Annotated in this window: 17 protein-coding genes; 8 read left to right on the plus strand and 9 right to left on the minus strand. The window is 63.3% G+C overall.

The genetic code is table 11. The features are described 5' to 3' along the window. Positions 1-3 precede the first annotated feature (3 nt). Both ACEUCR_RS17345 and uvrD read right to left on the minus strand, forming a co-directional pair. Entirely contained in the window at positions 4-1,284 is a 1,281-nt protein-coding gene (locus ACEUCR_RS17345) for an N-6 DNA methylase (protein ID WP_408791613.1), read from the minus strand. Positions 1,285-1,438: 154 nt separating this feature from the next. Next, a complete protein-coding gene (gene uvrD, locus ACEUCR_RS17350; protein ID WP_408791614.1) occupies positions 1,439-3,613 on the minus strand; it encodes a DNA helicase II in 2,175 nt (724 codons plus the stop codon). A 454-nt stretch (positions 3,614-4,067) separates the two neighbouring features. Between uvrD and ACEUCR_RS17355 the strand changes: the two genes are divergently transcribed. From ACEUCR_RS17355 to ACEUCR_RS17370, 4 genes are all read left to right on the plus strand, one after another. Beyond that, complete coding sequence (locus ACEUCR_RS17355; RefSeq protein ID WP_041999007.1) at positions 4,068-5,066, plus strand: BMP family lipoprotein; 999 nt, start codon at positions 4,068-4,070, stop codon at positions 5,064-5,066. Between the two features lie 119 nt (positions 5,067-5,185). Continuing rightward, positions 5,186-6,781 (plus strand): ABC transporter ATP-binding protein, encoded by a 1,596-nt coding sequence (locus ACEUCR_RS17360; protein ID WP_111874200.1) that lies wholly within the window; start codon positions 5,186-5,188, stop codon positions 6,779-6,781. Further along, the gene (locus ACEUCR_RS17365) at positions 6,778-7,896 is read left to right on the plus strand and encodes an ABC transporter permease (protein ID WP_392441829.1); all 1,119 of its coding nucleotides are present in this window, start codon (positions 6,778-6,780) and stop codon (positions 7,894-7,896) included. Before ACEUCR_RS17360 ends, ACEUCR_RS17365 begins: the two co-directional genes overlap by 4 nt. A 102-nt stretch (positions 7,897-7,998) precedes the next feature. Beyond that, a complete protein-coding gene (locus tag ACEUCR_RS17370; protein ID WP_111874143.1) occupies positions 7,999-8,964 on the plus strand; it encodes an ABC transporter permease in 966 nt (321 codons plus the stop codon). A gap of 77 nt (positions 8,965-9,041) precedes the next feature. Here the strand turns inward: ACEUCR_RS17370 and ACEUCR_RS17375 are convergent, their stop codons facing one another. Further along, complete coding sequence (locus ACEUCR_RS17375) at positions 9,042-10,223, minus strand: M28 family metallopeptidase (RefSeq protein ID WP_408791616.1); 1,182 nt, start codon at positions 10,221-10,223, stop codon at positions 9,042-9,044. 432 nt (positions 10,224-10,655) lie between these two features. Continuing rightward, complete coding sequence (locus ACEUCR_RS17380) at positions 10,656-11,561, minus strand: LysR substrate-binding domain-containing protein (RefSeq protein WP_408791618.1); 906 nt, start codon at positions 11,559-11,561, stop codon at positions 10,656-10,658. 127 nt (positions 11,562-11,688) lie between these two features. Here ACEUCR_RS17380 and ACEUCR_RS17385 point away from each other — a divergent pair, with 127 nt between their 5' ends. The 4 genes from ACEUCR_RS17385 (at position 11,689) to ACEUCR_RS17400 (ending at position 16,142) form a co-directional block, all read left to right on the plus strand. Next, positions 11,689-12,816, plus strand: a complete 1,128-nt coding sequence (locus tag ACEUCR_RS17385; protein ID WP_041998992.1) for an S-(hydroxymethyl)glutathione dehydrogenase/class III alcohol dehydrogenase — start codon at positions 11,689-11,691, stop codon at positions 12,814-12,816. 69 nt (positions 12,817-12,885) lie between these two features. After that, positions 12,886-13,734: an S-formylglutathione hydrolase gene (gene fghA / locus ACEUCR_RS17390; protein ID WP_041998990.1), complete on the plus strand. Its 849-nt coding sequence runs from the start codon at positions 12,886-12,888 to the stop codon at positions 13,732-13,734. A gap of 466 nt (positions 13,735-14,200) precedes the next feature. Continuing rightward, entirely contained in the window at positions 14,201-15,634 is a 1,434-nt protein-coding gene (locus tag ACEUCR_RS17395) for an L-lactate permease (RefSeq protein WP_408791619.1), read from the plus strand. Position 15,635: 1 nt separating this feature from the next. Further along, positions 15,636-16,142, plus strand: coding sequence for a DinB family protein (locus ACEUCR_RS17400; protein WP_408791620.1), 507 nt, complete (start codon positions 15,636-15,638; stop codon positions 16,140-16,142). Positions 16,143-16,264: 122 nt separating this feature from the next. Here ACEUCR_RS17400 and ACEUCR_RS17405 read toward each other — a convergent pair whose 3' ends face one another. The 5 genes from ACEUCR_RS17405 to ilvD form a co-directional block, all read right to left on the minus strand. Continuing rightward, positions 16,265-16,990 carry a head GIN domain-containing protein gene (locus ACEUCR_RS17405; RefSeq protein WP_408791621.1) on the minus strand — a complete coding sequence of 242 codons (726 nt, stop codon included), beginning with the start codon at positions 16,988-16,990 and terminating at the stop codon, positions 16,265-16,267. Positions 16,991-17,173: 183 nt separating this feature from the next. Next, positions 17,174-17,920, minus strand: a complete 747-nt coding sequence (locus ACEUCR_RS17410) for an SDR family oxidoreductase (protein ID WP_408748080.1) — start codon at positions 17,918-17,920, stop codon at positions 17,174-17,176. Between the two features lie 168 nt (positions 17,921-18,088). Beyond that, positions 18,089-19,219, minus strand: coding sequence for a porin OmpA (gene ompA / locus ACEUCR_RS17415; RefSeq protein ID WP_408791655.1), 1,131 nt, complete (start codon positions 19,217-19,219; stop codon positions 18,089-18,091). A 214-nt stretch (positions 19,220-19,433) separates the two neighbouring features. Further along, a complete protein-coding gene (ilvA, locus tag ACEUCR_RS17420; protein WP_041998976.1) occupies positions 19,434-20,954 on the minus strand; it encodes a threonine ammonia-lyase, biosynthetic in 1,521 nt (506 codons plus the stop codon). Between the two features lie 101 nt (positions 20,955-21,055). After that, positions 21,056-22,897 (minus strand): dihydroxy-acid dehydratase, encoded by a 1,842-nt coding sequence (gene ilvD / locus ACEUCR_RS17425; protein WP_392441812.1) that lies wholly within the window; start codon positions 22,895-22,897, stop codon positions 21,056-21,058. Positions 22,898-23,108 lie beyond the last annotated feature (211 nt).

Below are 23,108 nucleotides of genomic sequence, written 5' to 3' on the forward strand. Positions count from 1 at the left end.
CTATCATGAGATTGGTATTTCTTTCACTACACCAACAGTTAAATGTCTACATCTAATAACATCATTTATGTAGGCATTTACACGTTCACTTTTTAATTTTGTCAAAAGCCAATGACAATCCTCCAATAGGCCGCTTTTGGGTTTTAATATAATAAGATGATTTTCTACCGCTACATTGGAAGAAGGGCATGCAACTAATGTAGCAATTACACGCTCTTTGTCTGAAGGACTTGATGTTCTTCGAATGACAATAAATGGAGTTTCAATTAATCTACCATTAAACTTTCTATACTCCGTAAAATTATCTATTGTTGACCATGGCGGTGAGTTTTTAGAATGAATATATGGCGCATGAATGCCTTCCAGAGGGTCTCTATAGGCAACCAAAGGGCCGACTCTAACATCGAAGTGGTCGGATACGATAGTGTCTTTATCTGATGACACTCTTTCATTCCACTTTATTTCTTTATTATTCTCATATAGTTCTCCATATAGTAAAAAGACATCGACATCTGTTTTTGCATTAAATCTGCCTAATGTCTTTACATTCGCATTTACCGATTGAGATATGAATTTCCGCCAATGGCTATACCTAGAGCCAGACCTTAATACATCGGGTAATATCGCTGATATCTTAGTCCCTTTTGGAGCGTGCAGCAGTACATGCTCAAGAACAATTCCAGCTGCATTTACACGCCCCTGCTTCCAAATTCCAGTTTTGGGAGATTCCCAGATTGAAAAGGGGGGGTTCATAACAATATGTGACACATTATTGAGTGCGCTGTCATCAAGCGACATTACATCTCTAACATATATGTTATTAAGGTGGCCCATAGCCTCTTCTAGACTGCAGTCTTTAATTGCACCCCGATTTAGCGCTTCAAATATAATTCTTAGTTTTGCAGCATCAATAAAAGATTCGTATAGATCGAAGCCATATAATCTTTTCCCCCATTGTTCCAATGTTTGTGAAAGCCTTGGATAGACGCTAAACAATGAGGTGCTTGCTATTAATAAATTACCGGCACCACAGGTTGGGTCTAGGATAACGCTAGACTGATCATTATTGGATAGGCCGGCATTTATTATGCTGAGTTCAGCTAGATTTCTTCCTGTAAAGAAACTACCAGCTTCTCTCATCTCATCAATAGATAATAGTGTTCTCAGGATAGAATCAATAGAGTCTAAATCAACGAGGCCTGTAGTGATTTTTTTATGATTACCATCATCTAGGGACTCGTATATTTCCCTCAATGTATTGTTATGTTTAGCAAGTTTTTCCATTAAAAATGCGTCTGCAAAAAATTTTATCCATTATAACACAAGCTGATTCTATAGATAGATATGAATACTTTCAGGCTCAGCATAGAGGCCTGAAAGTATGTTCTTATGTGAAATAGTTTTAGAAGTAATTAATAATAAATAAAAAGACTTTCAATCAAGATATTACTTCCAATCTGGCATACGCCGTTACCAGCCACTTGGCGCCGACGTCGTCGAACTGGATCTGCACCCGGCTCTGCTGGCCCACACCTTCGAAGTTGAGCACTATGCCTTCCCCGAATTTCGGATGGAGCACCCGCTGGCCTAGCTTGATGCCGCTGGCGTCGAAGCTCTGCTGCACCTCGTTCTGGCTGAAGCGGCCGTACTGGGTGGGTCTGCTCACCTGGGTGCGCAGCCGGATCTCTTCCAGGCACTCGGCGGGCATCTCGCGGATAAAGCGGCTCGGCTTGTGGAACATCTCGCGGCCGTAGATGCGGCGGCTCTCGGCATAACAGATGTAGAGCTTCTCCATGGCGCGGGTCATGCCGACGTAACACAGGCGCCTTTCCTCTTCCAGCCGGCCCGACTCCTCGGTGGATTGCTGGCTGGGGAACATGCCCTCCTCCACCCCCACCAGCAGCACCAGGGGATATTCCAGCCCCTTGGCGCTGTGCAATGTCATCAGCTGCACCGCATCGGCGTATTCGTCCGCCTGATTCTCGCCGGATTCCAGCGCCGCATGGGCGAGGAAGGCGGAGAGATCGCTCATGTCTTCCAGCTCGTCAGGGCGCTGGTATTGGCGGCAGGCGGTGACCAGTTCGTCCAGGTTCTCTACCCGCGCCTGGGATTTCTCGCCTTTCTCCGCCAGATACATGGCCTTGAGGCCGGAGTGCTGGATGGCGATATCCGCCTGCTGGTGTAGCGGCAGCATGCCGACCTGCTCCTCCAGGGCATCGATAAGATCCACGAAGCCGCGTACCGCATTGCCAGCGCGGCCGGTCAGCACCTTGTCATTGAGCAAGGCTTTGGCCGACTGCCACAGGTTGAGCCCCTGATCCCGGGCGTTGCCGCGCAGAATTTCGAGGGTGCGATCGCCTATGCCACGGGTCGGGGTGTTGACCACCCGCTCGAAGCTGGCGTCGTCGCCACGGTTGTTGATGAGACGCAGGTAGGCCATGGCGTCTTTAATCTCTTGCCGCTCGAAGAAGCGCAGGCCGCCGTAGATGCGGTACGGCATGGCGTCCTGCATCAGCGCCTCTTCCAGCACCCGGGACTGGGCGTTGGAGCGGTAGAGGATGGCGCAGTCGGCGAGCAAGCCACCTTTCTCTTTCCAATCCTTGAGGCGGCCCACCACGAAGCGGGCCTCGTCCACCTCGTTGAAGGCGGCGTACAGGGAAATCGGCTCCCCCTCGGCCCCCTCGGTCCACAGCTCCTTGCCGAGCCGCTCCGAGTTGTTGGCGATGACGCTGTTGGCGGCTTTGAGGATATTGGCGGTGGAGCGGTAGTTCTGCTCCAGGCGAATGGTCTGCGCCCCCTCATAGTCGGTCAGGAAGCGCTGGATGTTCTCTATCTTGGCGCCGCGCCAGCCGTAGATGGACTGGTCATCGTCGCCGACGATCATCACCCGGCCTGTGTCGCCAGCCAGCATCCGCAGCCAGGCGTACTGGATGCCGTTGGTGTCCTGGAACTCGTCCACCAGGATATTCTGGAAGCGATCCCGGTAGTGCTCGAGGATGTGGGGCTTGTTCAGCCACAGCTCGTGGGCGCGCAGCAACAGCTCGGCAAAATCCACCAGACCGGAGCGATCGCAGGTCTCCTGATAGGTCTTGTAGATCTGCTGATAGGTGCGGGTGACGGGGTCGCCGTAGAGATCGATGTCGCCGGGGCGCAGCCCCTCATCCTTCTTGCCGTTGATGTAGCCCATCACGGCGCGGGGGGCCCAGTGCTTCTCGTCCAGATTGAGCGCCTTGAGCACCCGGCGAATGAGGCGGTACTGATCGTCGGAGTCGAGGATCTGGAAATCCTGGGGCAGGCCCGCATCCAGATGGTGGGCCCGCAGCAATCGGTGGGCGATGCCGTGGAAGGTGCCTATCCACATGCCGCGCACGCCGTCCCCTATCACCTTCTCGACCCGGCCGCGCATCTCGGCCGCCGCCTTGTTGGTAAAGGTCACGGCGATGATGGAGAAGGGTGAGCAACGCTCCACCTGCATCAGCCAGGCGATACGGTGCACCAGCACCCGGGTCTTGCCCGAGCCGGCGCCCGCCAGCACCAGCAGATTGCTGCGAGGGGCCGCCACCGCGTCTCTTTGCTTGTCATTGAGCCCGTCGAGCAGGGTTGAAACGTCCATCACCACTCCTGTTTATTTATACAGGCGGGGATTATACGGCCTGAGCGGCCGCAGACCAAATCCCGGTGCATCACCACCTCCTCACTGCACCGACCCGGTATCGAACCCGAGGGCGGCGCCTCTCCCAAGCCGGGCCAGTGCCACTGGCCATGGGGCCATGAAGGCTCCTATCGATACCTACTTGTGCCCCAATAGAGGAAAACGCTTGCGCACAACCTCATGATTCGTAATGAAAATGTCATTTGAGGCCGTAAAAATTCAGCACAAAAAACCATAAAGTTGACTATAAACAACCACTTATAAATTCATTCGCTTATGTATCAAACCGTTAGCGCAAACGTTTTTCTGCAATACCCGCCTTGACCCCCGACCTCACTCACATACAGTTAGCCTGCGTGCACGCTTGCCTGCGCCAGCAGGTTACGGACCCTCAATAACAATCAAGGACAAGATCGTGACTAAGCTACTCAAACTGGCCAGTGTGGCCGCCTTCACCCTGACCGCTCTCTCGGCCCAGGCCGCTTCCCAGCCCGCCGTCATCTATGACACCGCAGGCAAGTTCGACAAGTCATTCAACGAGGCCGTGTTCCGCAACGGCGTCGAAGTCTACAACAAGGACAAGGGGGTCAAGGTCAAGGAGTTCGAACCCCAGAACGAGGCCCAGCGCGAACAGGGACTGCGCCGTCTGGCCAGCCGGGGCAACGGCCCCATCGTCGCGGTCGGCTTCAACATGGGCTCGGCGGTAGAGAAGGTCGCCACCGAGTTCCCCGCGGTGCAGTTCACCATCATCGACATGGTGGTCGACAAGCCGAACGTGCAATCCATCGTCTTCAAGGAGCATGAGGGCTCCTTCCTGGTGGGCGCCCTGGCGGCCATGGCGTCCAAGAGCGGCAAGGTCGGCTTCGTGGGCGGCATGGATATCCCGCTGATCCGCAAGTTCCAGTGCGGCTATGAGCAGGGTGCCAAGTACGTCAATCCCAAGATGGAAGTGTTCCAGAACATGACCGGCTCCACCCCGGCGGCCTTCGCCGACCCGGCCAAGGGCGCGGAGCTCGCCAAGTCCCAGTTCGCCAAGGGGGCCGATGTGGTCTATGCCGCCGCCGGTGGCACGGGTATCGGCGTCTATCAGGCCGCCAAGGACGAGGGCAAGCTGGCCATCGGGGTGGATTCCAACCAGAACCATCTGCAGCCGGGCACCATGCTCACCTCCATGGTCAAGTCCGTGGGACTGGCCGCCTACAAGAGCTGGGATGACGCCGCCAAGGGCAGCTGGCAGCCGGGCATCCAGTCCCTGGGTCTGGCGGAAGGCGGTGTTGACTGGGCGCTGGACAAGGACAACGAGGCGCTGATCACCCCGGAGATGAAGGCCAAGGCGGACGCCATCAAGGCCGACATCATCGCCGGCAAGGTCAAGGTGCATGACTACATGAGCGACGGCACCTGCAACTACTGACAGCCCATTGGCTACCAGACACACCGGCCCGCTCGCGGGCCGGTTTTCGGTCTCACTCCCTCTGAACGGGCCTGCCTGATCAGGGGGAGAGACGCGTCATGACCAGCAAGGACTGCATCATGGACCAGACGGATCGCTACGCCATCGAATTGCGCGGTATCGACAAGCGGTTTGGCGAGGTATACGCCAACAAGCAGATCGACCTCCAGGTTCACAAAGGCAGCATTCATGGCATCGTCGGCGAGAATGGCGCCGGCAAATCGACCCTGATGAGCATCATCTACGGTTTCTACCACGCCGATCGCGGTGACATGTTCATCGACGGCCACCCCTTCAAACCCCATGGCTCCCAGGATGCGATTGCCGCAGGGGTGGGCATGGTGCACCAGCACTTCATGCTGGTGAACAACTTCACGGTTTTGGAAAACGTCATTCTTGGCGCCGAGCACGGCTGGCACCTGGGCAAGAGTCTGGCGGCGGCCGAAAAGCTGCTGGGCGAGCTGGCCCGGGACTATGGCCTCGAGGTGCCGCTGCACGAGAAAGTCGAGCACCTGCCGGTGGGCCTGCAGCAGCGGGTCGAGATCCTCAAGGCGCTCTATCGCGGCGCCCGCATCCTGATCCTGGACGAGCCCACCGGGGTGCTGACCCCGCAGGAGGCGGATCACCTGTTCGAGGTGCTGAAAAAACTGCGGGATCAGGGCACTACCATCATGCTCATCACCCACAAGCTGCGGGAGATCCTGGCCATCACGGACCGGGTTTCCATCATGCGTCGGGGGGAGATGGTGGCCCATGTCGCCACCAGGGACACCGACAAGGAGCAGCTGGCCGAGCTGATGGTGGGCCGCAAGGTGCGCCTCAAGGTCGACAAGGGCCCGGCCCGGCCGGGGGCCCCCAGGTTGCAGGTGGATGGCCTCGGCTACCGGGATCCGGACGGCGTGCCACGGCTCAAGTCCGTCAGCTTCGCGGTGCGGGCCGGGGAAGTGGTCGGGGTGGCCGGGGTCTCTGGCAACGGCCAGTCCGAGCTGCTCAGCCTGCTCGGCGGCATCCTCAAGCCCAGCGAAGGGGGTTTCACCCTCCATGGCAGGGGGAGCGTCCACCGCATCGATGGCCAGCATCCGGCCAGCCCGGAGCAGGTGCGCGACTACGGCCTGGGCCATGTGCCGGAAGACAGGCACAAGATGGGGCTCATCAACCGCTTCGACGCCCAGGAGGCCTTCATCCTCGGTTATCACCGCCGCCCCCAATACAACAAGGGCTGGTTGCAGGACAAGGGGGCCATCCGCCGGGACTGCCAGGCCAAGATGGACAAGTGGGACGTGCGCCCGCCAAGCCCGGACCACAAGACCGCGAACTTCTCCGGCGGCAACCAGCAGAAACTGGTGATCGCCCGGGAAGTGGAACAGGACCCGGACGTGCTGCTCATCGGCCAGCCGACCCGCGGCGTGGACATAGGTGCCATCGAATTTATTCACCAGCAGATCATCGCCATGCGGGATCAGGGCAAGGCGGTGCTGCTGGTGTCGGTGGAGCTGGACGAGATCATGAGCCTGTCGGACCGGATCCTGGTGATCAGCGACGGCCGTATCGTCGGCGAGCTGGACGGCGCCAGTGCGGATGAACGCACCATAGGCCTGATGATGGCGAATATCGTTCCCGACGAGGTGGCGGCCACAACGCCCTCCCACGGGGCAGGCAAGGAGAGCCAACCATGAGTCAACAACGCGTACCGGCCTGGGTCTCGGTCGGCGTCCTCTCGGCCATGAACATAGGGCTGGCCTTCCTGGTCTCCGCCATCCTGTTCTATTACCTGGACATCAGCCCCATAGAGGCAGCCGAGATCATGTGGTACGGCGCCTTCGGCACCGGCGAAGGGATAGGCTTTACCCTCTACTACGCCACCGGTTTCATCTTCACCGGTCTGGCGGTGGCGGTGGCCTTCCACGCCGGCCTGTTCAACATAGGCGGTGAGGGGCAGGCCTATATCGGCGGCCTGGGTGTGGGGCTGGTCTGTCTGCTGCTCGGGGACGTGCTGCCGTTCGCCCTGCTGCTGCCGCTCGCCATCATAGCCGGCGGCCTGTTCGGCGCGGCCTGGGCCTTCATCCCGGCCTGGCTGCAGGCCAAGCGGGGCAGCCACATCGTCATCACCACCATCATGTTCAACTTCATCGCCGCCTCCCTGATGGCCTATCTGCTGGTGGACGTGTTCAAGCCGCCCGGATCCATGGCCACCGAAAGCAAGGTGTTCGCCGTGGCTAGCTGGCTGCCGAAGATGAGCGAGCTGGCGGCCGCTGTCGGCATGACGATGCCAAACAGCCCGCTCAATATCAGCTTCTTCTGGGCGCTCGTCTGCGCGCTGCTGGTATGGGTCTTCATCTGGCACACCCGCTGGGGCTACCAGGTGCGCGCCGTCGGAGCCAGCGCCTCGGCCTCCGCCTATGCGGGCATCTCCTACCCGGGAGTGGTGATCCTGGCCATGGTGATCTCCGGCATGCTGGCGGGCTTCTTCGCCCTCAACGTGCTGCAAGGGGAGCTGCACCAGATCAAGCTCAACTTCGTGGAAGGGTTCGGCTTCACCGGCATCGCCGTGGCCCTGATGGGGCGCAACCACCCGGTCGGCGTCATCATCGCCAGTCTGCTGTTCGGCTTCCTCTACCAGGGGGGCGCCGAGCTCAGCTTCGAGTTCGGGGTGGATCGCAACATCGTCGTGGTGCTGCAGGGGCTGGTGATCCTGTTCTGCGGCGCCCTGGAACACATGCTGCGCCCGCGCATCGAGCAGGCCTATCTGGCCATCGCCCGACGTCCCACCGTTCAGGTCAAAGGAGTCTGACCATGTTTGAAACCCTGATCCTGATGCTGGATGCCACCATACCCACAGCGCCCGTCGCCATGGATGACAGCAATGTTTTGCGCGTCGAAGGGAGTCCACACCATGTTTGAAATGCTGATCCTGATGCTGGACGCCACCATTCGCACCGCGCCACCGCTGATCCTGGCGGCCATGGCCGGCATGTTTTGCGAACGCTCCGGGGTGGTCAACATCGCCCTGGAGGGCAAGCTGCTGGCCGCCGCCTTCGCCAGCGGTGCGGCGGCCGCCGTCTCAGGCTCCGCCTGGATTGGCCTGGGGGCCGGGGCCGGGATCGCCATCCTGTTTGCCCTGCTGCACGGCTTCGCCACCATCACCCACAGGGGCGATCAGGTGGTGAGCGGCATGGCCATCAACATACTGGCGGCGGGTCTGACCGTCACCCTGGGCCGCTACTGGTTCGATCAGGGGGGGCAGACCCCGGCGCTGTCCGGCGCCGCCCGCTTCGCCCCCATCGATCTGCCCTTCGCCCGGGAGCTCTATGACGTGCCCGTGCTCGGTCAGCTCTACAGCGAGCTGCTGAGCGGTCACTCCCTGCTGGAGTACCTGGCGTTCGCCGCCGTGCCGCTGGCCTGGTGGGTGCTGTTTCGCACCCGCTTCGGCCTGCGGCTGCGGGCGGTGGGCGAGGCCCCGGCCGCGGTGGACACCGCCGGTATCTCAGTGGTGCGCATGCGTTACACGGCGCTCATCATCGGCGGCCTCTTGGCGGGAATAGGGGGCACCTATCTGGCGGTGGCCCAGACTGCCCAGTTCATCCCCAACATGAGCGCGGGCAAGGGCTTCATGGCGCTGGCGGCCCTGGTGTTCGGCAAGTGGCGCCCCTGGAGCGCCATGGCGGCCTGCCTGCTGTTCGGCTTCCTCGACGCGGTCGCCATCCGCTTGCAGGGGGTCAGCATAGGGGACTTCCCCATCCCGGTGCAGGCCATAGAGGCGCTGCCCTATGTGCTGACCGTGTTCCTGCTGGCGGGCTTCATCGGCCGGGCCGTGGCCCCCAGGGCCCTCGGTACCCCCTACGTCAAGGAGCGGGAGTAGCGCTTCGCCCATACCAGAAATGCAAGAAGGCCCACGGATGTGGGCCTTTTTTTGCGTGCTTCATCGCCCCTGGCGCCTCAGTGTATCTTGCCCATCTCGATGGCGAAGCTGGTGGCCAGCTGGGCGAACTTGAGGGCGTGGGCGGCCGAGGGATCCGAGTTGTGCAAGGTGTCCCGGGCTGTGTGGATGTTGGGGTTGTAGTCGTTGAAACGCGACTCGAACGGCATGGCGGCCGGGTAGCCCTGATTGTGCCAGGAGGCGTGATCCGAGCAGCCGTAACCACAGCTGTCGTAGCCGTAGCGGATCTGGGGCAGATAGACATCGAGCAGCTGGGCCAGATAGCCGGTCAGCCCCTGGTCCGTGTAGTCGGTCATGAAGACGATGTCTTCCGCCGATCCCTGGTAGTTGGTCATGTCCAGCTGCAGCGCCGCCAGCACCCTGGTATTGGCCGCCTTGTAGCGGGTGGCGATGTCCTTGGAGCCGCGCAGCCCCGCCTCTTCCGCCGCATAGCCGATGAATTGCAGGGTGCGTTCCGGCTGATGCCCCTGCTCGGCGAGGACCCGCAGCACCTCGGTCAGGGTGGCGATGCCGGAGGCATCGTCGTCGGCGCCCGGCGCCAGGGTGCGGCTGTTGGGGGCGGCGCCCGCGGTGGAGTCGAGGTGACCGCCGAGTACCACCACCTCGTCCGGGTAGCGGCTGCCCTTGAGGGTCAGCACCACGGATTGCTGCGGATAGCCGCTGTGCTTGACCCGGCTGACGCTGGCCCAGGGCAGGGTGGCGCTCAGGGTCTGCCACTGGCTGGCCACCCAGTCGGCCGACTGCACCCCTGTGGTGGTGGTGTAGTAGCGGTTGCGCCAGCTCGAGAGCTTGCTGATGGTGCCGACTATCTTGCCCTGATCCAGATGGGGCAGCAGCCGATTGACACTGGCCCCCTGGGTCAGCGGCGGAGCGCTGAACAGGTTCTGGCTGATGGGCTGGGCCATGCTCTGCAGGGCATCGGCCAGGCTGCTGTGCACCACGTAACCGCCGCAGCGCTGATGACCTTCGTGCATCAGATGGGAGAGAGTGCCGAGTTCGTCTGCCTCGACCTGGGCCAGCTGGATCGGGGCGCCGCTGGCGCTGAACAGGGGGGCCAGCCTGGCCTTGACCTGCTTGAGTTCGACGCCGCTGTCGGCACCGACCGTGATCCAGACGGGTTCGGCAGCCTGTGCGGCGAGGGGCAACAGGGGGAGCAAGAGGGCGGTCAACAAGGGTTTCATATCGGATCCTTCCAGATAGAGTGGTGGGCAGATGCGCCAAATGGGAGTCATAAGACGACCAGCCCAGTCTAGCCAAGGGGGAGGCGTGCGGGTTTGCCCATCCAGTGCGCCCATCCCCCCATCCGGTAGGCGCCGCTGCAGGATCTGCTGTCTATTGCGCCGGGACGAGGGAAGCGGTCGGAGCTTTGTGCTGGTGAGGGAGTGCCACACAGGGTGCCCACCAGGCAGGAGGATGACAGCCCAGGCTGGGGGGCTGACAAAGGGAGTCAAACTGTGCCACGTCGGCACGGATAGTCGCGAAGGCAAGGTAAATCATGGGAAGAGAAACACAGGGGCTGAAAGGCTGGGGTATCCATGATGGCGGCCCTCACCGTGATGAGCAGCTTCAGGATTAGCCTTCCAACACGCAATGGAGACAGCGCCTGTTGAGAGTCAGCCGATGGGGGGCATCAGGGAGGGCTGGCCCGGCGCCCCGAGCCGATCGGCCAGATAGTCCACCAGCAGCCGCACCTTGGGGGAGAGGTGGCGGTTTTGCGGGTAGAGGGCCCAGATCCCCTCCTCGGGCGCCCGCAGCTCCGGCAGCAGCTCGATGAGGCGACCGGCGGCAAGATGATCGCCGACGTAGTAATCGGGCAACTGCACTATGCCTATCCCCTTGAGGGCCGCATCCATCAGGGCGTGACCGCTGTTGCACCTGAGCAGGCCGCGCACCCGCACGCTGTAGGGGCGGCCATCCAGGGTGAAGTGCCACTCGTCACCGTTGCCGAGCAGGCAGGCGTGGCGGGAGAGCTCGGAGAGGCTGTTGGGCATGCCGCGGCGCGCCGTGTAGTCCGGCGAGGCGCACACATAGGGCACCCGCCCCGCCAGGCGCCGCGCCACCAGGCTGGAATCCTTGAGGTGGCCGAGGCGGATCGCCAGATCGTAACCGTCATGCACCAGATCCAGCAGCTGGTTGGTGAGGTTGAGGGTCACCTCCAGGGCCGGATAGCGCACCATGAAGTCGTTCACCAGGGGGGCGATGCGGCTCTCGCCGTAGGAGACGGGGGCCGTGATGCGCAGCAGTCCCTGGGGCTGGGCCTGATGGCGGCCCAGGGCCAGTTCGGCCTCGTAGAGGTTGTCCAGCAGCTGGCGGCAGTGGCGATAGTAGATCTCGCCGAGTTCGGTGAGGCGCACCTGGCGGGTGGTGCGCAGCAGCAGCTTGGCCTGCAACCTGTCTTCCAGTTGTGCCACCTGGCGGCTGACCTGGGCCACCGAGACCCCGAGCTGGCGCGCCGCCGGGGTAAAGCCCCCCTGCTCCGCCACGCTGACAAACTCACATATCCCTTCCCAGCCGAACATTATTACCTATGAGTAAAAGTGATTTGATATTTAACCCCATTATCACCAAATGAACGAGAAACTACACTCAAGCAGATTCAAATTATGCTTTTTCATTTCCAGCCAACCATCACAAGAGGATCCGTTCATGGCACAGGTTCAAAGCATCAAGTGCAAGGCCGCCATCGCCTGGGGACCGGGCCAGCCCCTCTCCATCGAAGAGGTGGAGGTCATGGCACCCCAGGCCGGTGAGGTGCGGGTGCGCATCGTCGCCACCGGCGTCTGCCACACCGATGCCTTCACCCTCTCGGGTGAAGATCCGGAAGGGGTCTTCCCCTGCATCCTGGGCCACGAGGGGGGCGGCATCGTCGAGTCCGTCGGCGAGGGCGTCACCAGCGTCAAGGTGGGGGATCACGTGATCCCGCTCTACACCCCGGAGTGCGGCGAGTGCAAGTTCTGCAAGTCCGGCAAGACCAACCTGTGCCAGAAGATCCGCACCACCCAGGGCAAGGGACTGATGCCGGACGGCACCACCCGCTTCTCGAAAGACGGCCAGCCCATCTATCACTACATGGGCACCTCCACCTTCAGCGAATACACTGTGTTGCCGGAGATCTCCATCGCCAAGGTGGACCCGGCCGCCCCGCTGGAAGAGGTCTGCCTGCTCGGCTGCGGCGTCACCACCGGCATCGGCGCCGTGATGAATACCGCCAAGGTGAAGGAGGGTGAGAGCGTCGCCATCTTCGGGCTGGGGGGTATCGGCCTCTCCGCGGTGATCGGCGCGCGCCTGGCCAAGGCCGGTCGCATCATCGCCATCGACATCAACGAGAGCAAGTTCGAGCTGGCCCGCAAGCTGGGTGCCACCGACTGCATCAACCCGAACGATTACGACAAGCCCATCCAGGAGGTGATCGTCGAGATGACCGACGGCGGCGTCGACTTCTCGTTCGAGTGCATCGGCAACGTCAAGGTGATGCGCGCGGCGCTCGAATGCTGCCACAAGGGCTGGGGTGAATCTGTCATCATAGGGGTGGCCGGTGCCGGTCAGGAGATCAGCACCCGTCCGTTCCAGCTGGTCACAGGCCGGGTCTGGCGCGGCAGCGCCTTCGGTGGCGTGCGCGGTCGCAGCGAGCTGCCGAGCTATGTGCAGCGCTACATGCAGGGTGAGTTCAAACTGGACGATTTCATCACCCACACCATGGGGCTCGAGCAGATCAACGAGGCATTCGATCTGATGCACGAAGGCAAGAGCATCCGTACCGTCATCCACTACTGAGTCAGGCAGGGCGGGCAGCTCCCGCCCTCTCTCTATTCATCCCAGGCGCCCATGGCGCAGGAGGATCCGATGTCGTTAGATATCATCGCCAGCAACAAGAGCTTCGACGGCTGGCACAAGCAATATCGCCATGAGTCGGCGCTGCTTGGCTGCGAGATGCGTTTCGCCGTCTACTTGCCGCCCCAGGCGCTGACCGGCCAGAAGGTGCCCGTGCTCTACTGGCTGTCGGGCCTCACCTGCACCGACGAGAACTTCATGCAAAAGGCCGGTGCCCAGCGCATCGCCGCCGAACTGGGCATCGCCCTGGTGGCGCCGGACACCAGCCCCAGGGGCGAGCAGGTGCCGGATGATGCCGCCTATGACCTCGGCAAGGGCGCGGGCTTTTACGTCAACGCCACCCAGTCACCCTGGCGGGCGCACTACCAGATGTATGACTATGTCACCCGGGAGCTGCCCGACCTTATCGAGACTCACTTCCCCATCTCGAGTCGCCGCGCCATCAGCGGTCACTCCATGGGCGGTCACGGGGCCCTCATCGCCGCCCTGCGCGAACCCGGCCGCTACCGCTCTGTGTCGGCCTTCAGCCCCATCAGCCACCCGAGCCGCAGCCCCTGGGGCCAGAAGGCGCTGGGCGCCTATCTCGGCAACAATCCCCTGCTGTGGCAGGAGTGGGACACCTGCCAGCTGCTGCGCCACCACGACTGCCAGCCCTTGCCGACCCGGGTCGACGTCGGTCTGGACGACCCCTTCCTCGCCGAACAGCTCGGCATAGAGACGCTGGCGGAGATCGCCGAAGCCAAGGGCTGGCCCCTGGCGCTCCATCGTCACGCCGGCTACGACCACAGCTATTTCTTCGTGGCGAGCTTCATCGAGGCGCACCTGCGCTTTCACGCCGAGCACCTGCTCGAGCTCCCCTGACAGCCCCCCATACCGAGGCACCGAGGGCAGCCCAGCTGCCCTCCCTTCCCGGATCGCCCACCGCCCCTTGCCCGAGTCACGCTCGATTGACGGCTGATCACTCCTCTCCTGCGCCACATGGCCCACTTGCCCCCTATCTGCCCCGGCCTCCCGCCCCCTTTTCTCGCCACCCTCGCAGATATTTTTCCTGACATTAAATGTTGCCAGCCCGTACCGGCGCAGCAGATATGGTTCGCCCCTCCCCCAGCCGCCCCCCCTACTGCATCGCCGCCAGAACCCCAAGCTGGGCGCCGACGGATGACGCCAGCGGAGCCGATCCACCAGCACTAACTTTTATTAATCCGATTAAAAACAAATATTTATGCTAACCAGGCACAGACTGGACCGCCTTGAATCTCATCTGCCACCGTGCTAGAAAATCGCCAAGACTCTTTCGCCACCCTTACCCCCATTGCGAGATCCCGTCATGATCGCCCTCATCCAACTCTCACCCATACTGCTGGTGATCTCCCTCATCATGGGGCTGAAACGTCCCCCGGTGCAGGCGGCCCTGATGGGCTCCCTGCTGGCCCTGGCCCTCTGGTTCGGCGGCCTGGCGGATCCCTTCCTCCCCGCCACCCTGGTGCGGGTGCTGCAAGACAGCACTGTGCTCTTCCTGAGCACGGCCTGCGTGATAGCCCCTGGCCTGCTGTTCGTCATCTATCTGGAGCGCATCCGGGCCAATCAGGCCCTGGAGGGCTGGGTGAGCGGGCTCGGCTGGCGGGGAGCCGCCCTCGCGGTCTTCGTCGTGCTGGGGCTGGCTCCCCTGCTCGAGTCCATGACCGGCTTCGGGGTGTCGTTCATCGCCACGGTTCCCCTGCTGCTGGCCCTGCTGGATCGCCAGGTGGCGCTGCGCATCGCCCTCACCGGCATGTGCATCATGCCCTGGGGCACTCTGGGGCTGGCCACCGTCATAGGGGCGGCCCTGGCGGGCCTGCCCGCAGAGACGCTCGGCGCCTGGGCCGCCTGGACCAGCGCCCCTGTCTTCATGCTGGCCATCAGTCTGGCCCTCTGGCTGATGGGGCAGAGGCACCCCCTGGTCTATCTGGCAGGCTGCGCCATGGCCGGGCTCTTCATCCTGTTGCTGCACTTCATCAGCCGCACGGCGGGATCCGAGATAGCGGGAGTCGGCGCCGGTGGTGCCATCCTGCTGGCCGGACTGGCCTGGGCCCGCTTCAAGGAGCAGGCCCGGCTCCAGTTCCCCCGCCAGGCCTGGCCCTACCTCGCCCTGCTGGCGGCCATCTTGCTGCTCAAGGGGCTCAACGCCCTGTTTGGCATCGCCGATCTCCTGGTTGTCCAGGGCAACCAGGTGAGCTGGAAGCCCCTCGCCTCCCCCGGTCTGGCGCTGCTCTGCGTCAGCCTGCTGCTGATCGCCCGTGAGGGGAGCCAGCAGCTGGGGCAGGCCTGGTTCAATCGGGCCAAGCGTCCCCTGCTCACCATCCTCTTCTTCCTCTTCATGTCCCAGCTGCTGGTCAAGGCCGGCTTCCTGACCAGCATCAACCAGGGCCTGAGCGAGCTCAGCGCCAGCCTGCTGAGCCCTCTGATCGCCCTGTTCGGCGCCCTGTCTGGCTACATCACGGGCTCCAACGTCGGCGGCAACGCCATCGTCATGCCCTCCATCGCCCACCTGCCCCTCGCACCCTCGCTGCTGCCCATCATGGCGGCCGTCCAGAACAGTGCCGCCGGTCATGCCGCCCTGGGCTCCCTGCCCATGGTCGCCCTGCTGATCGGCCTGGCCAAGGGGAGCCATGAGGAGGAGCAGAGCCTGATCCGCTTCGCCTTCTGGCTGGTACTCGCCAATACCCTGCTGGTGGCGGCGGTCGGTACCCTGCTGGCCAACGCCATCACCACCGGAGGCTGACATGCCCATCTTCACCACACTGCTGGCCATGCCTGATCGATTCGAGCAGCTGCTCGACCAGGTGCCTGACGATTACCTGAACTGGGAGCCGGCCAACTGGGCCGGCATCCCCTCCGAGCGCTTCAGTGCCCTGGGCCACCTCTGTCACCTGCTGGACATAGAGACGCAAGGCTATCAGGTGCGCTTCTTGCGCACCCTGGAGGAGACGCTGCCCGAGCTGGCGTCCCTCGATGGCTACCAGCTGGCCCAGGACAATGACTATCCCCATCAGGATCCCGCCGTGCAGCTGGCCCGCTTTCGCGCCGCCCGCACTCACACTGTCACCTGGCTCCAGGGGCTGCCCTCCTCGGCCTGGGGGCGACGGGCCCATTATGGCAACTATGGGGAGGTCACCCTGGATGGCCTGGCGCGCCTGCTGGTCAGTCACGACCACCAGCATCTCGCCGGCATGCAGTGGTTGCTGATGCGGCTCAACGCCGACAAGGCGCTGAACCTTCCCCTCGCCTGAGCCACCCTGCAGGCAGGGGTGGGGGACTATGCTGGCAGGGCTCGCCCTCCCCCGATGAGCAGGCACGACAAAAGAAACGGGCCCGTCGGGGCCCGTGTCGTCTTCTGCAAGATGGCGCAGGGTCAGCCCCCCTGGCGCACCAGTTGTCCCGACCCCGCGATCTCGCTCTCTATCTCGGGATCCCCCCAGTAGTCGATGTTGCCGGAGCCCGCTATGGTGGCCGTCAGCCTCTGCGCCGCGCGCACCGCCACATCGCCGCTGCCGGCGATCTTGATCTCGACCTCCCTGGCCTGCAGATCCCCGGCGGCTATGCCCCCCGAGCCTGCGATGTTGAAGGTGAGGCTGTCGGCATGACCCTGCCCCAGGGCAAGATCCCCCGAGCCGGCGATGTTGCCCTCCAGACTCCTGACCTCCAGCCGATCGGTGCGTATGCCCCCCGACCCCGCCAATGAGAGGGTCAGCTCATCCCCCTCGAAGGCGCCCACCTCGGCCCGGCTGCTCCCCGCCAGGGCCAGCTCGCGCAGGCTGGGCAGAGTGATTGTGACCTTGAGTCCCTCGTCGGTGCTGAGCCGGTACCCCTCCTTGACCTCTATCTCCAGCTTGCGGCCACTCTCGCTGAAGGTCAGGTAGGGCAAGAGATTCTCCTGACCCTCCACCCGGATCCCGCGCTCAGATCCGTGCACCAGCCTGATATCCGCCGGCACCACGGCCAGTATCCTGTCGACCCTGTCCCCGAGGGGCAACTGCGCCACGACGGTCGCTCCCTGACCCCGAATCACCTCATCGTCCTGCCAGCTGCACCCCGCCAACCCCAATGCCAGCACCATGACCACCATCATCTGTTTCATCTCGCTCATCCTTGTTGCGGGCAGCCCCCATGGGCCTCCCCCTTGACGCTGGATCAATGGCAATCCCTGTGCCAAAACGTAATGGCATGATTCATATAAAAAAACTCTTCATCCACCCAGAGTCTGCGGCAGAAAAAGAGTCATTTAGACCACAAGTTGGTCAGTTTGACCAAGGGGGCTGCCTCAGCGGCCCCCCGCCAGATCGATGAAGGCACCGGTGACATAGGAGGCCTCGTCGCTGAGCAGCCAGCGGATGGCGGCGGCGACCTCGACCGGCTCACCACCGCGTCCCAGGGGGAGCTGGGGGGCGAGGCGGGCCACCCTGTCTGGCTCGCCGCCATCCCCGTGCATCCGGGTATGGATAAAGCCGGGGCGCACCCCATTGACCCGGATCCCCTCCCCCGCCACCTCCAGGGCCAGGCCCCGGGTCAGGGTGTCGATGGCCCCCTTGCTGGCGGCATAATCCACGTATTCATGGGGCGACCCCAGCCGGGCCGCCGCCGAGGAGACATTGACGATGGCCCCGCCCCGGCCGCCATGACGGCGGGACATGCGTCTGACCGCCTCCCGGCAGCAGAGCAGCTGGCTGGTGACATTGGTGGTCAGCAGGCGGTTGATGCGGGCGGCGTCGAGATCTTCGACCCGGCACTGGGGCAGCAGGATGCCCGCATTGTTGACCAGGGCGTCGAGGGGGCCGAGACGCGCATCCAGGGTCTCAAACAGCCGCACCACAGCCGCCTCGTCCGCCACATCGGCCTGCACCGTGATCACTTCGGCCCCCTGCGCCCTCAAGGTTTCGGCCAGGGCCTCGGCGCTGGCCGCTTCCCGCAGATAGTTGAGGCAGAGCCGATACCCCTGCTGCGCCAGCAACCGGGCGGTGGCGGCCCCTATGCCGCGACTCGCCCCCGTGATCAGTGCTACCTTGCCCATGCTGGACTCCTTGTCGTCAACTCATTGATCCTGCTTGCCATACTGCCATGGCGCATCGCCATTGCCCCAAGGCAGACCCAGGCCTGCGCCCTGCTGCGGGTGTTTCGACTCGCCGGCGACGGGCAACGGCCCGGGCGAGTCAGCGTCACCTGCGGGGTTGGGCCGGCGTTATGGCTGAGATGGCTCCCCCACCCCGTCCAGCTGGATATCGACCCGCCGATCCGGGGCCAGACAGGGGATCAGTTCCCGCTTGCTGCCGCCGTTGCAGCGGTTGCCGGTGACCGGCTCCTGCTCGCCACGCCCCGTCACCTCCACCTTGTCCGCCGGCCAGCCCCGGGCGATCAGCCCATCGGCCACGGCCCGGGCCCGCAGCTCCGACAGGCGCTGGTTGTAATCATCGGCGCCCAGCCGATCCGTGTGCCCCACCACGGTCGCCACCCCATCCCTGGGATTGGCCGCCACTATCTGCTGAAACAGGCTATCCAGCGCCTGATTGGCCTCCGGCCTGAGGTTCGCTTCGTTGAAGGCGAACAGCAGATCCGAGCTCAGGGAGAATCGCTGGCGGATGATGACGGTGGCGGGGGGCACGGGGGCGGGTGCCGGGCTGATCTCGGCCTGCACGTCCTCCCCCTGGCCGAAGCGGTAGACGATGGCGAGGGCGAGCAGGCCGTTGTCCAGCTCTATGCCGGACTCGTCCAGGGAGCTGTTGCCGAGGGGGGTGGTGTATTGATACTCGAGACGCAGGGCCCAGCTGGGGTTGAGGGCATATTCGCCGCCGAGGGCGCCGACAAAGGCCGCACCATGGTACTTGTTGCCATTGGCCGAGTCGCGAAACTGGCTGCTGTCCACTGTGATCTCTGCGCTCACGTCGCTCTCGGTCCAGCCATAGGCGCCGCCGAGACGGCCATAGAGATCCAGGCTGGGAGTGACGGGGTAACCGATACGCATGCTGGCCTGGACGAGCTGGGCCCTGGCCTCGCCGGTCAGGCCGGCGCTGAGGCCATCTTGGCGCTGGCGACCACTGAGGCGATAACTGCCCAGATGGTCGTAGCCAAGCTCGAAGCCGAGGTTGGGGTTGAGCTGATAGCCGACGAACAGACCCAGACCGAGGGCGTCCTCCTGTTCATCGGCGCCCACCAGCTCGAACGCCCGCGCTATCCCGGGCTCGAAATCGGCCCCGAAATAGTGGGACCAGCCCGCCTTGCCCCCCAGATACCAGCTGTTGTCCAGGCCCTGGGCCTGGGCCAGCCCGCTCATACCGGTGGCGCCCATCAGGAGCGCCAGCAGGGATCTTGTCATGTTCATGCCTCTTCCTTGAGTCTGTGATGGCGAACCTCGGCCCATGGTGCCCGCTCGCAGGGAGCCGCGCAGGGCCGGGCACTCCAGCCTATCCCATCCTGACTCGGTCTCAAACGATCCGGTGGGTCAGAGTGTGAGCCCGTCGGCACACGCCGGGCTCGCCCCCATGAGAGAGGGGGGCCAGCGCCCCCCTCTTCACTCAGCCAATCCCTGTTCAGTTCGCCAGGAACAGGCGATAGGCGGGATCCTCGCTCACCTCCTTCCAGTCATACCCCAGCTCGTAGAGGTAGTCGTGGAAGGCGGCCACGTCCTCGTCCGGCAGCTCGAAGGCGCACAGCACCCGGCCATAGTCGGCGCCGTGGTTGCGGTAGTGGAACAGGCTGATGTTCCAGCGGCAACCCAGGGTCTCGAGAAAGCGCATCAAGGCCCCCGGCTGCTCCGGAAACTTGAAGCTGTAGAGGCGTTCACCGAGGGGCCGGGCCGGGCGGCCGCCAATCATGTAGCGCACGTGATTCTTGGCCAGCTCGCTCTCTGTCATGTTGACCACGGGGTAGCCGTTGCCGCCGAGCTGATCGATGATCTGGCCCAGCTCCTCGTCACCGCCAGTGAGGCGCACCGAGACGAACAGGGAGGCCTGGGCCGCATCCGCGTAGCGGTAGTTGAACTCGGTCACCATGCGGGGCCCAAGCTGGCGACAAAAATCGAGGAAGGCCCCCTTGCGCTCGGGGATGGTCACCGCCAGCATGCCCTCGCGCTTCTCGCCGATCTCGCAGCGCTCCGACACGTAGCGCAGGCTGTGGAAGTTGACGTTGGCGCCGGACAATATGGCCGCCATCCGCCCGCCCTTGACCTGCTCCCGCTCGCTGTAGGCCTTGAGACCCGCCAGGGACAAGGCCCCCGACGGCTCGGCGATGGCGCGGCAGTCGTCGAAGATGTCTTTGAGCGCCGCGCAGATCTGGTCGTTGGAGACGGTCACCACCTCGTCCAGATACTGGTTGCACAGGCGAAAGGTCTCCTCGCCGATGCGCCTGACCGCCACCCCGTCCGCAAACAGGGAGACTCTATCCAGATTGACCGGCTCGCCCGCCTCCATGGCGGCCTTGAGGCAGGCGGAGCCCTCGGCTTCCACCCCGATCACCTTCACATCCGGCAGCAGCTGCTTGATGTAGACCGCCACCCCGGCGGCCAGGCCGCCGCCGCCCACGGGCACGAAGACGTGGGTCAGGTGGGTGTCCTGCTCCAGCAGCTCCTTGCCTATGGTGCCCTGGCCCGCGATCACCTCGACGTCGTCGAACGGCGGTATCAGGGTATAGCCCTCGGTTTCTGCCAGGCGGCGACTCTCGCCGTAGGCCTCGTCGAAACTGTTGCCAAACAGCAGCACGTTGCCACCCAGGCGGCGCACCGCATCTATCTTGATGTCCGGCGTGGTCTTGGGCATCACTATGATGGCCTTGATGCCGAGCTTGGCCGCCGACAGGGCAACCCCCTGGGCATGGTTGCCGGCCGAGGCCGCCACCACGCCGTGGGATTTCTGCTCGGCGCTCAGGGTGGCGATCTTGTGATAGGCCCCCCGCAGCTTGAAGGAGTGCACCGGCTGCAGGTCTTCCCGCTTGAGGGAGACCTGGTTGCCGAGCCGCTCGGAGAGTTTTTTCAGGGTTTGCAGCGGTGTCACCCGCGCCGCCTCATAGACGGGAGAGAGCAACACCTTGCGTAGATAATCCGCCGCAGAGACCATGGCTTACTCCTCCGGCTTGCTTGAATCGCGCACCGCACCCTTGTCGGCACAGACAGAGGCGAGCGGCACTTTGCATGAATGATCTGTCGTCGCGTTCATCATCACTCCTCCAGCTTGCTTAAATCGCGCACCGCGCCCTTGTCGGCGCTGGTGGCGAGCATGGCGTAGGCACGCAGGGCGTAGGAGACCTGACGCTGACGATTGAGCGGCTTCCAGCCACGGGCCGAGGCGGCGGCGCGGCGAGCGGCCAGCACGCTGTCCGCTACTTCCAGCACCATGCTGCGGGCCGGGATGTCGATGTTGATCATGTCCCCATCCTCCACCAGCCCTATGGTGCCGCCGGAGGCCGCCTCCGGGGAGACGTGGCCGATGGAGAGGCCCGAGGTGCCGCCGGAGAAGCGACCGTCCGTGATGAGGGCGCAGGCCTTGCCGAGGCCCATGGATTTCAGATAGGTGGTGGGATAGAGCATCTCCTGCATGCCGGGCCCCCCTTTCGGCCCTTCGTAGCGGATCACCACGACTTCACCCGCTTTCACTGTGCCGTCCAGGATGCCGGCGACCGCCGTGTCCTGGCTCTCGAATACCCGGGCCGGGCCACGGAAGGTGAGGTTCTCGTCATCCACCCCGGCGGTCTTGACGATGGCGCCATCGAGGGCCAGGTTGCCGGAGAGCACGGCCAGGCCCCCCTCCAGGCTGTAGGCGTTGTCCAGGGAGCGGATGCAGCCTTCGGCCCGGTCCAGATCCAGCTCGGGCCAGCGGCAGCTCTGGCTGAAGGCCTTGGTGGTGCGAATGCCGGCCGGACCGGCGCGGTAGAAATCGTGCACCGCCTTGTCGTCGCAGCGGCTGACATCGTACTGCGCCAGCAGCTCAACCAGGGTGGTGCCGAGCACGTTGCGGGCATCCCCGTGCACCAGGCCCGCTTTTTCCAGCTGCCCCAGGATGGCGACCACGCCGCCGGCGCGGTGCACGTCTTCCATATGGTACTTCTGGGTGGAGGGCGCCACCTTGCAGAGCTGCGGCACCTTGCGCGACATGCGGTCGATGTCGGCCATGGTGAAGTCCACCCCGGCCTCCTGGGCCGCCGCCAGCAGGTGCAGCACGGTGTTGGTGGAACCGCCCATGGCGATGTCCAGCGCCATGGCGTTCTCGAACGCCGCCTTGGTGGCGATGTTGCGCGGCAGGGCGCTCTCGTCATCCTGCTGGTAGTAGCGGTTGGCCAGGGCAACGATGCGCTGACCGGCCAGCTTGAACAGCTGTTCCCGATCGGCGTGGGTCGCCAGCATGGAGCCGTTGCCCGGCTGGGAGAGACCCAGCGCCTCGGTCAGGCAGTTCATGGAGTTGGCGGTGAACATGCCGGAGCAGGAGCCGCAGGTGGGGCAGGCGCTGCGCTCTATCTGATCGCTCTGGGCGTCCGAGACCTTGGGGTCGGCACCCTGGATCATGGCGTCCACCAGATCCAGCTTGATGATCTGATCGGAGAGCTTGGTCTTGCCCGCCTCCATGGGGCCGCCGGAGACGAAGATCACCGGTATGTTGATGCGCAGGGCGGCCATCAGCATCCCCGGGGTGATCTTGTCGCAGTTGGAGATGCAGACCATGGCATCGGCGCAGTGGGCGTTGACCATGTACTCCACCGAGTCGGCGATCAGCTCCCGGGACGGCAGGGAATAGAGCATGCCGCCGTGACCCATGGCGATGCCGTCATCCACGGCGATGGTGTTGAACTCCTTGGCAACGCCACCGGCCGCCTCTATCTCCCGGGCCACCAGCTGGCCGAGATCCTTGAGGTGAACGTGACCGGGCACGAACTGGGTAAAGGAGTTGACCACGGCAATGATGGGCTTGCCGAAATCCTGATCTGTCATGCCGGTGGCACGCCAGAGGGCGCGGGCCCCGGCCATGTTACGTCCGTGGGTGGTGGTGGCGGATCTCAACTTCGGCATTGTCTCTACTCCCTGAATACATGAGCCCTGCTGGGCAAATTAATGATGCGAAACCGTCAATTCGAATCGGTTGTGGCAAGGGGGGTGCCCTTGCCATAGCCGACTCGGCACTTGCTCTCTCTTCTGGCCTGGCGAGCTGCGGGCGACAACGCCGCCCGCGCTATCCATCAATCGTTGACCGGGGTCAGCCAGCCCCACTTGTCCTCGGTCG

This window comes from Aeromonas bivalvium, from assembly GCF_046078285.1.
GTDB lineage: Bacteria > Pseudomonadota > Gammaproteobacteria > Enterobacterales > Aeromonadaceae > Aeromonas > Aeromonas bivalvium.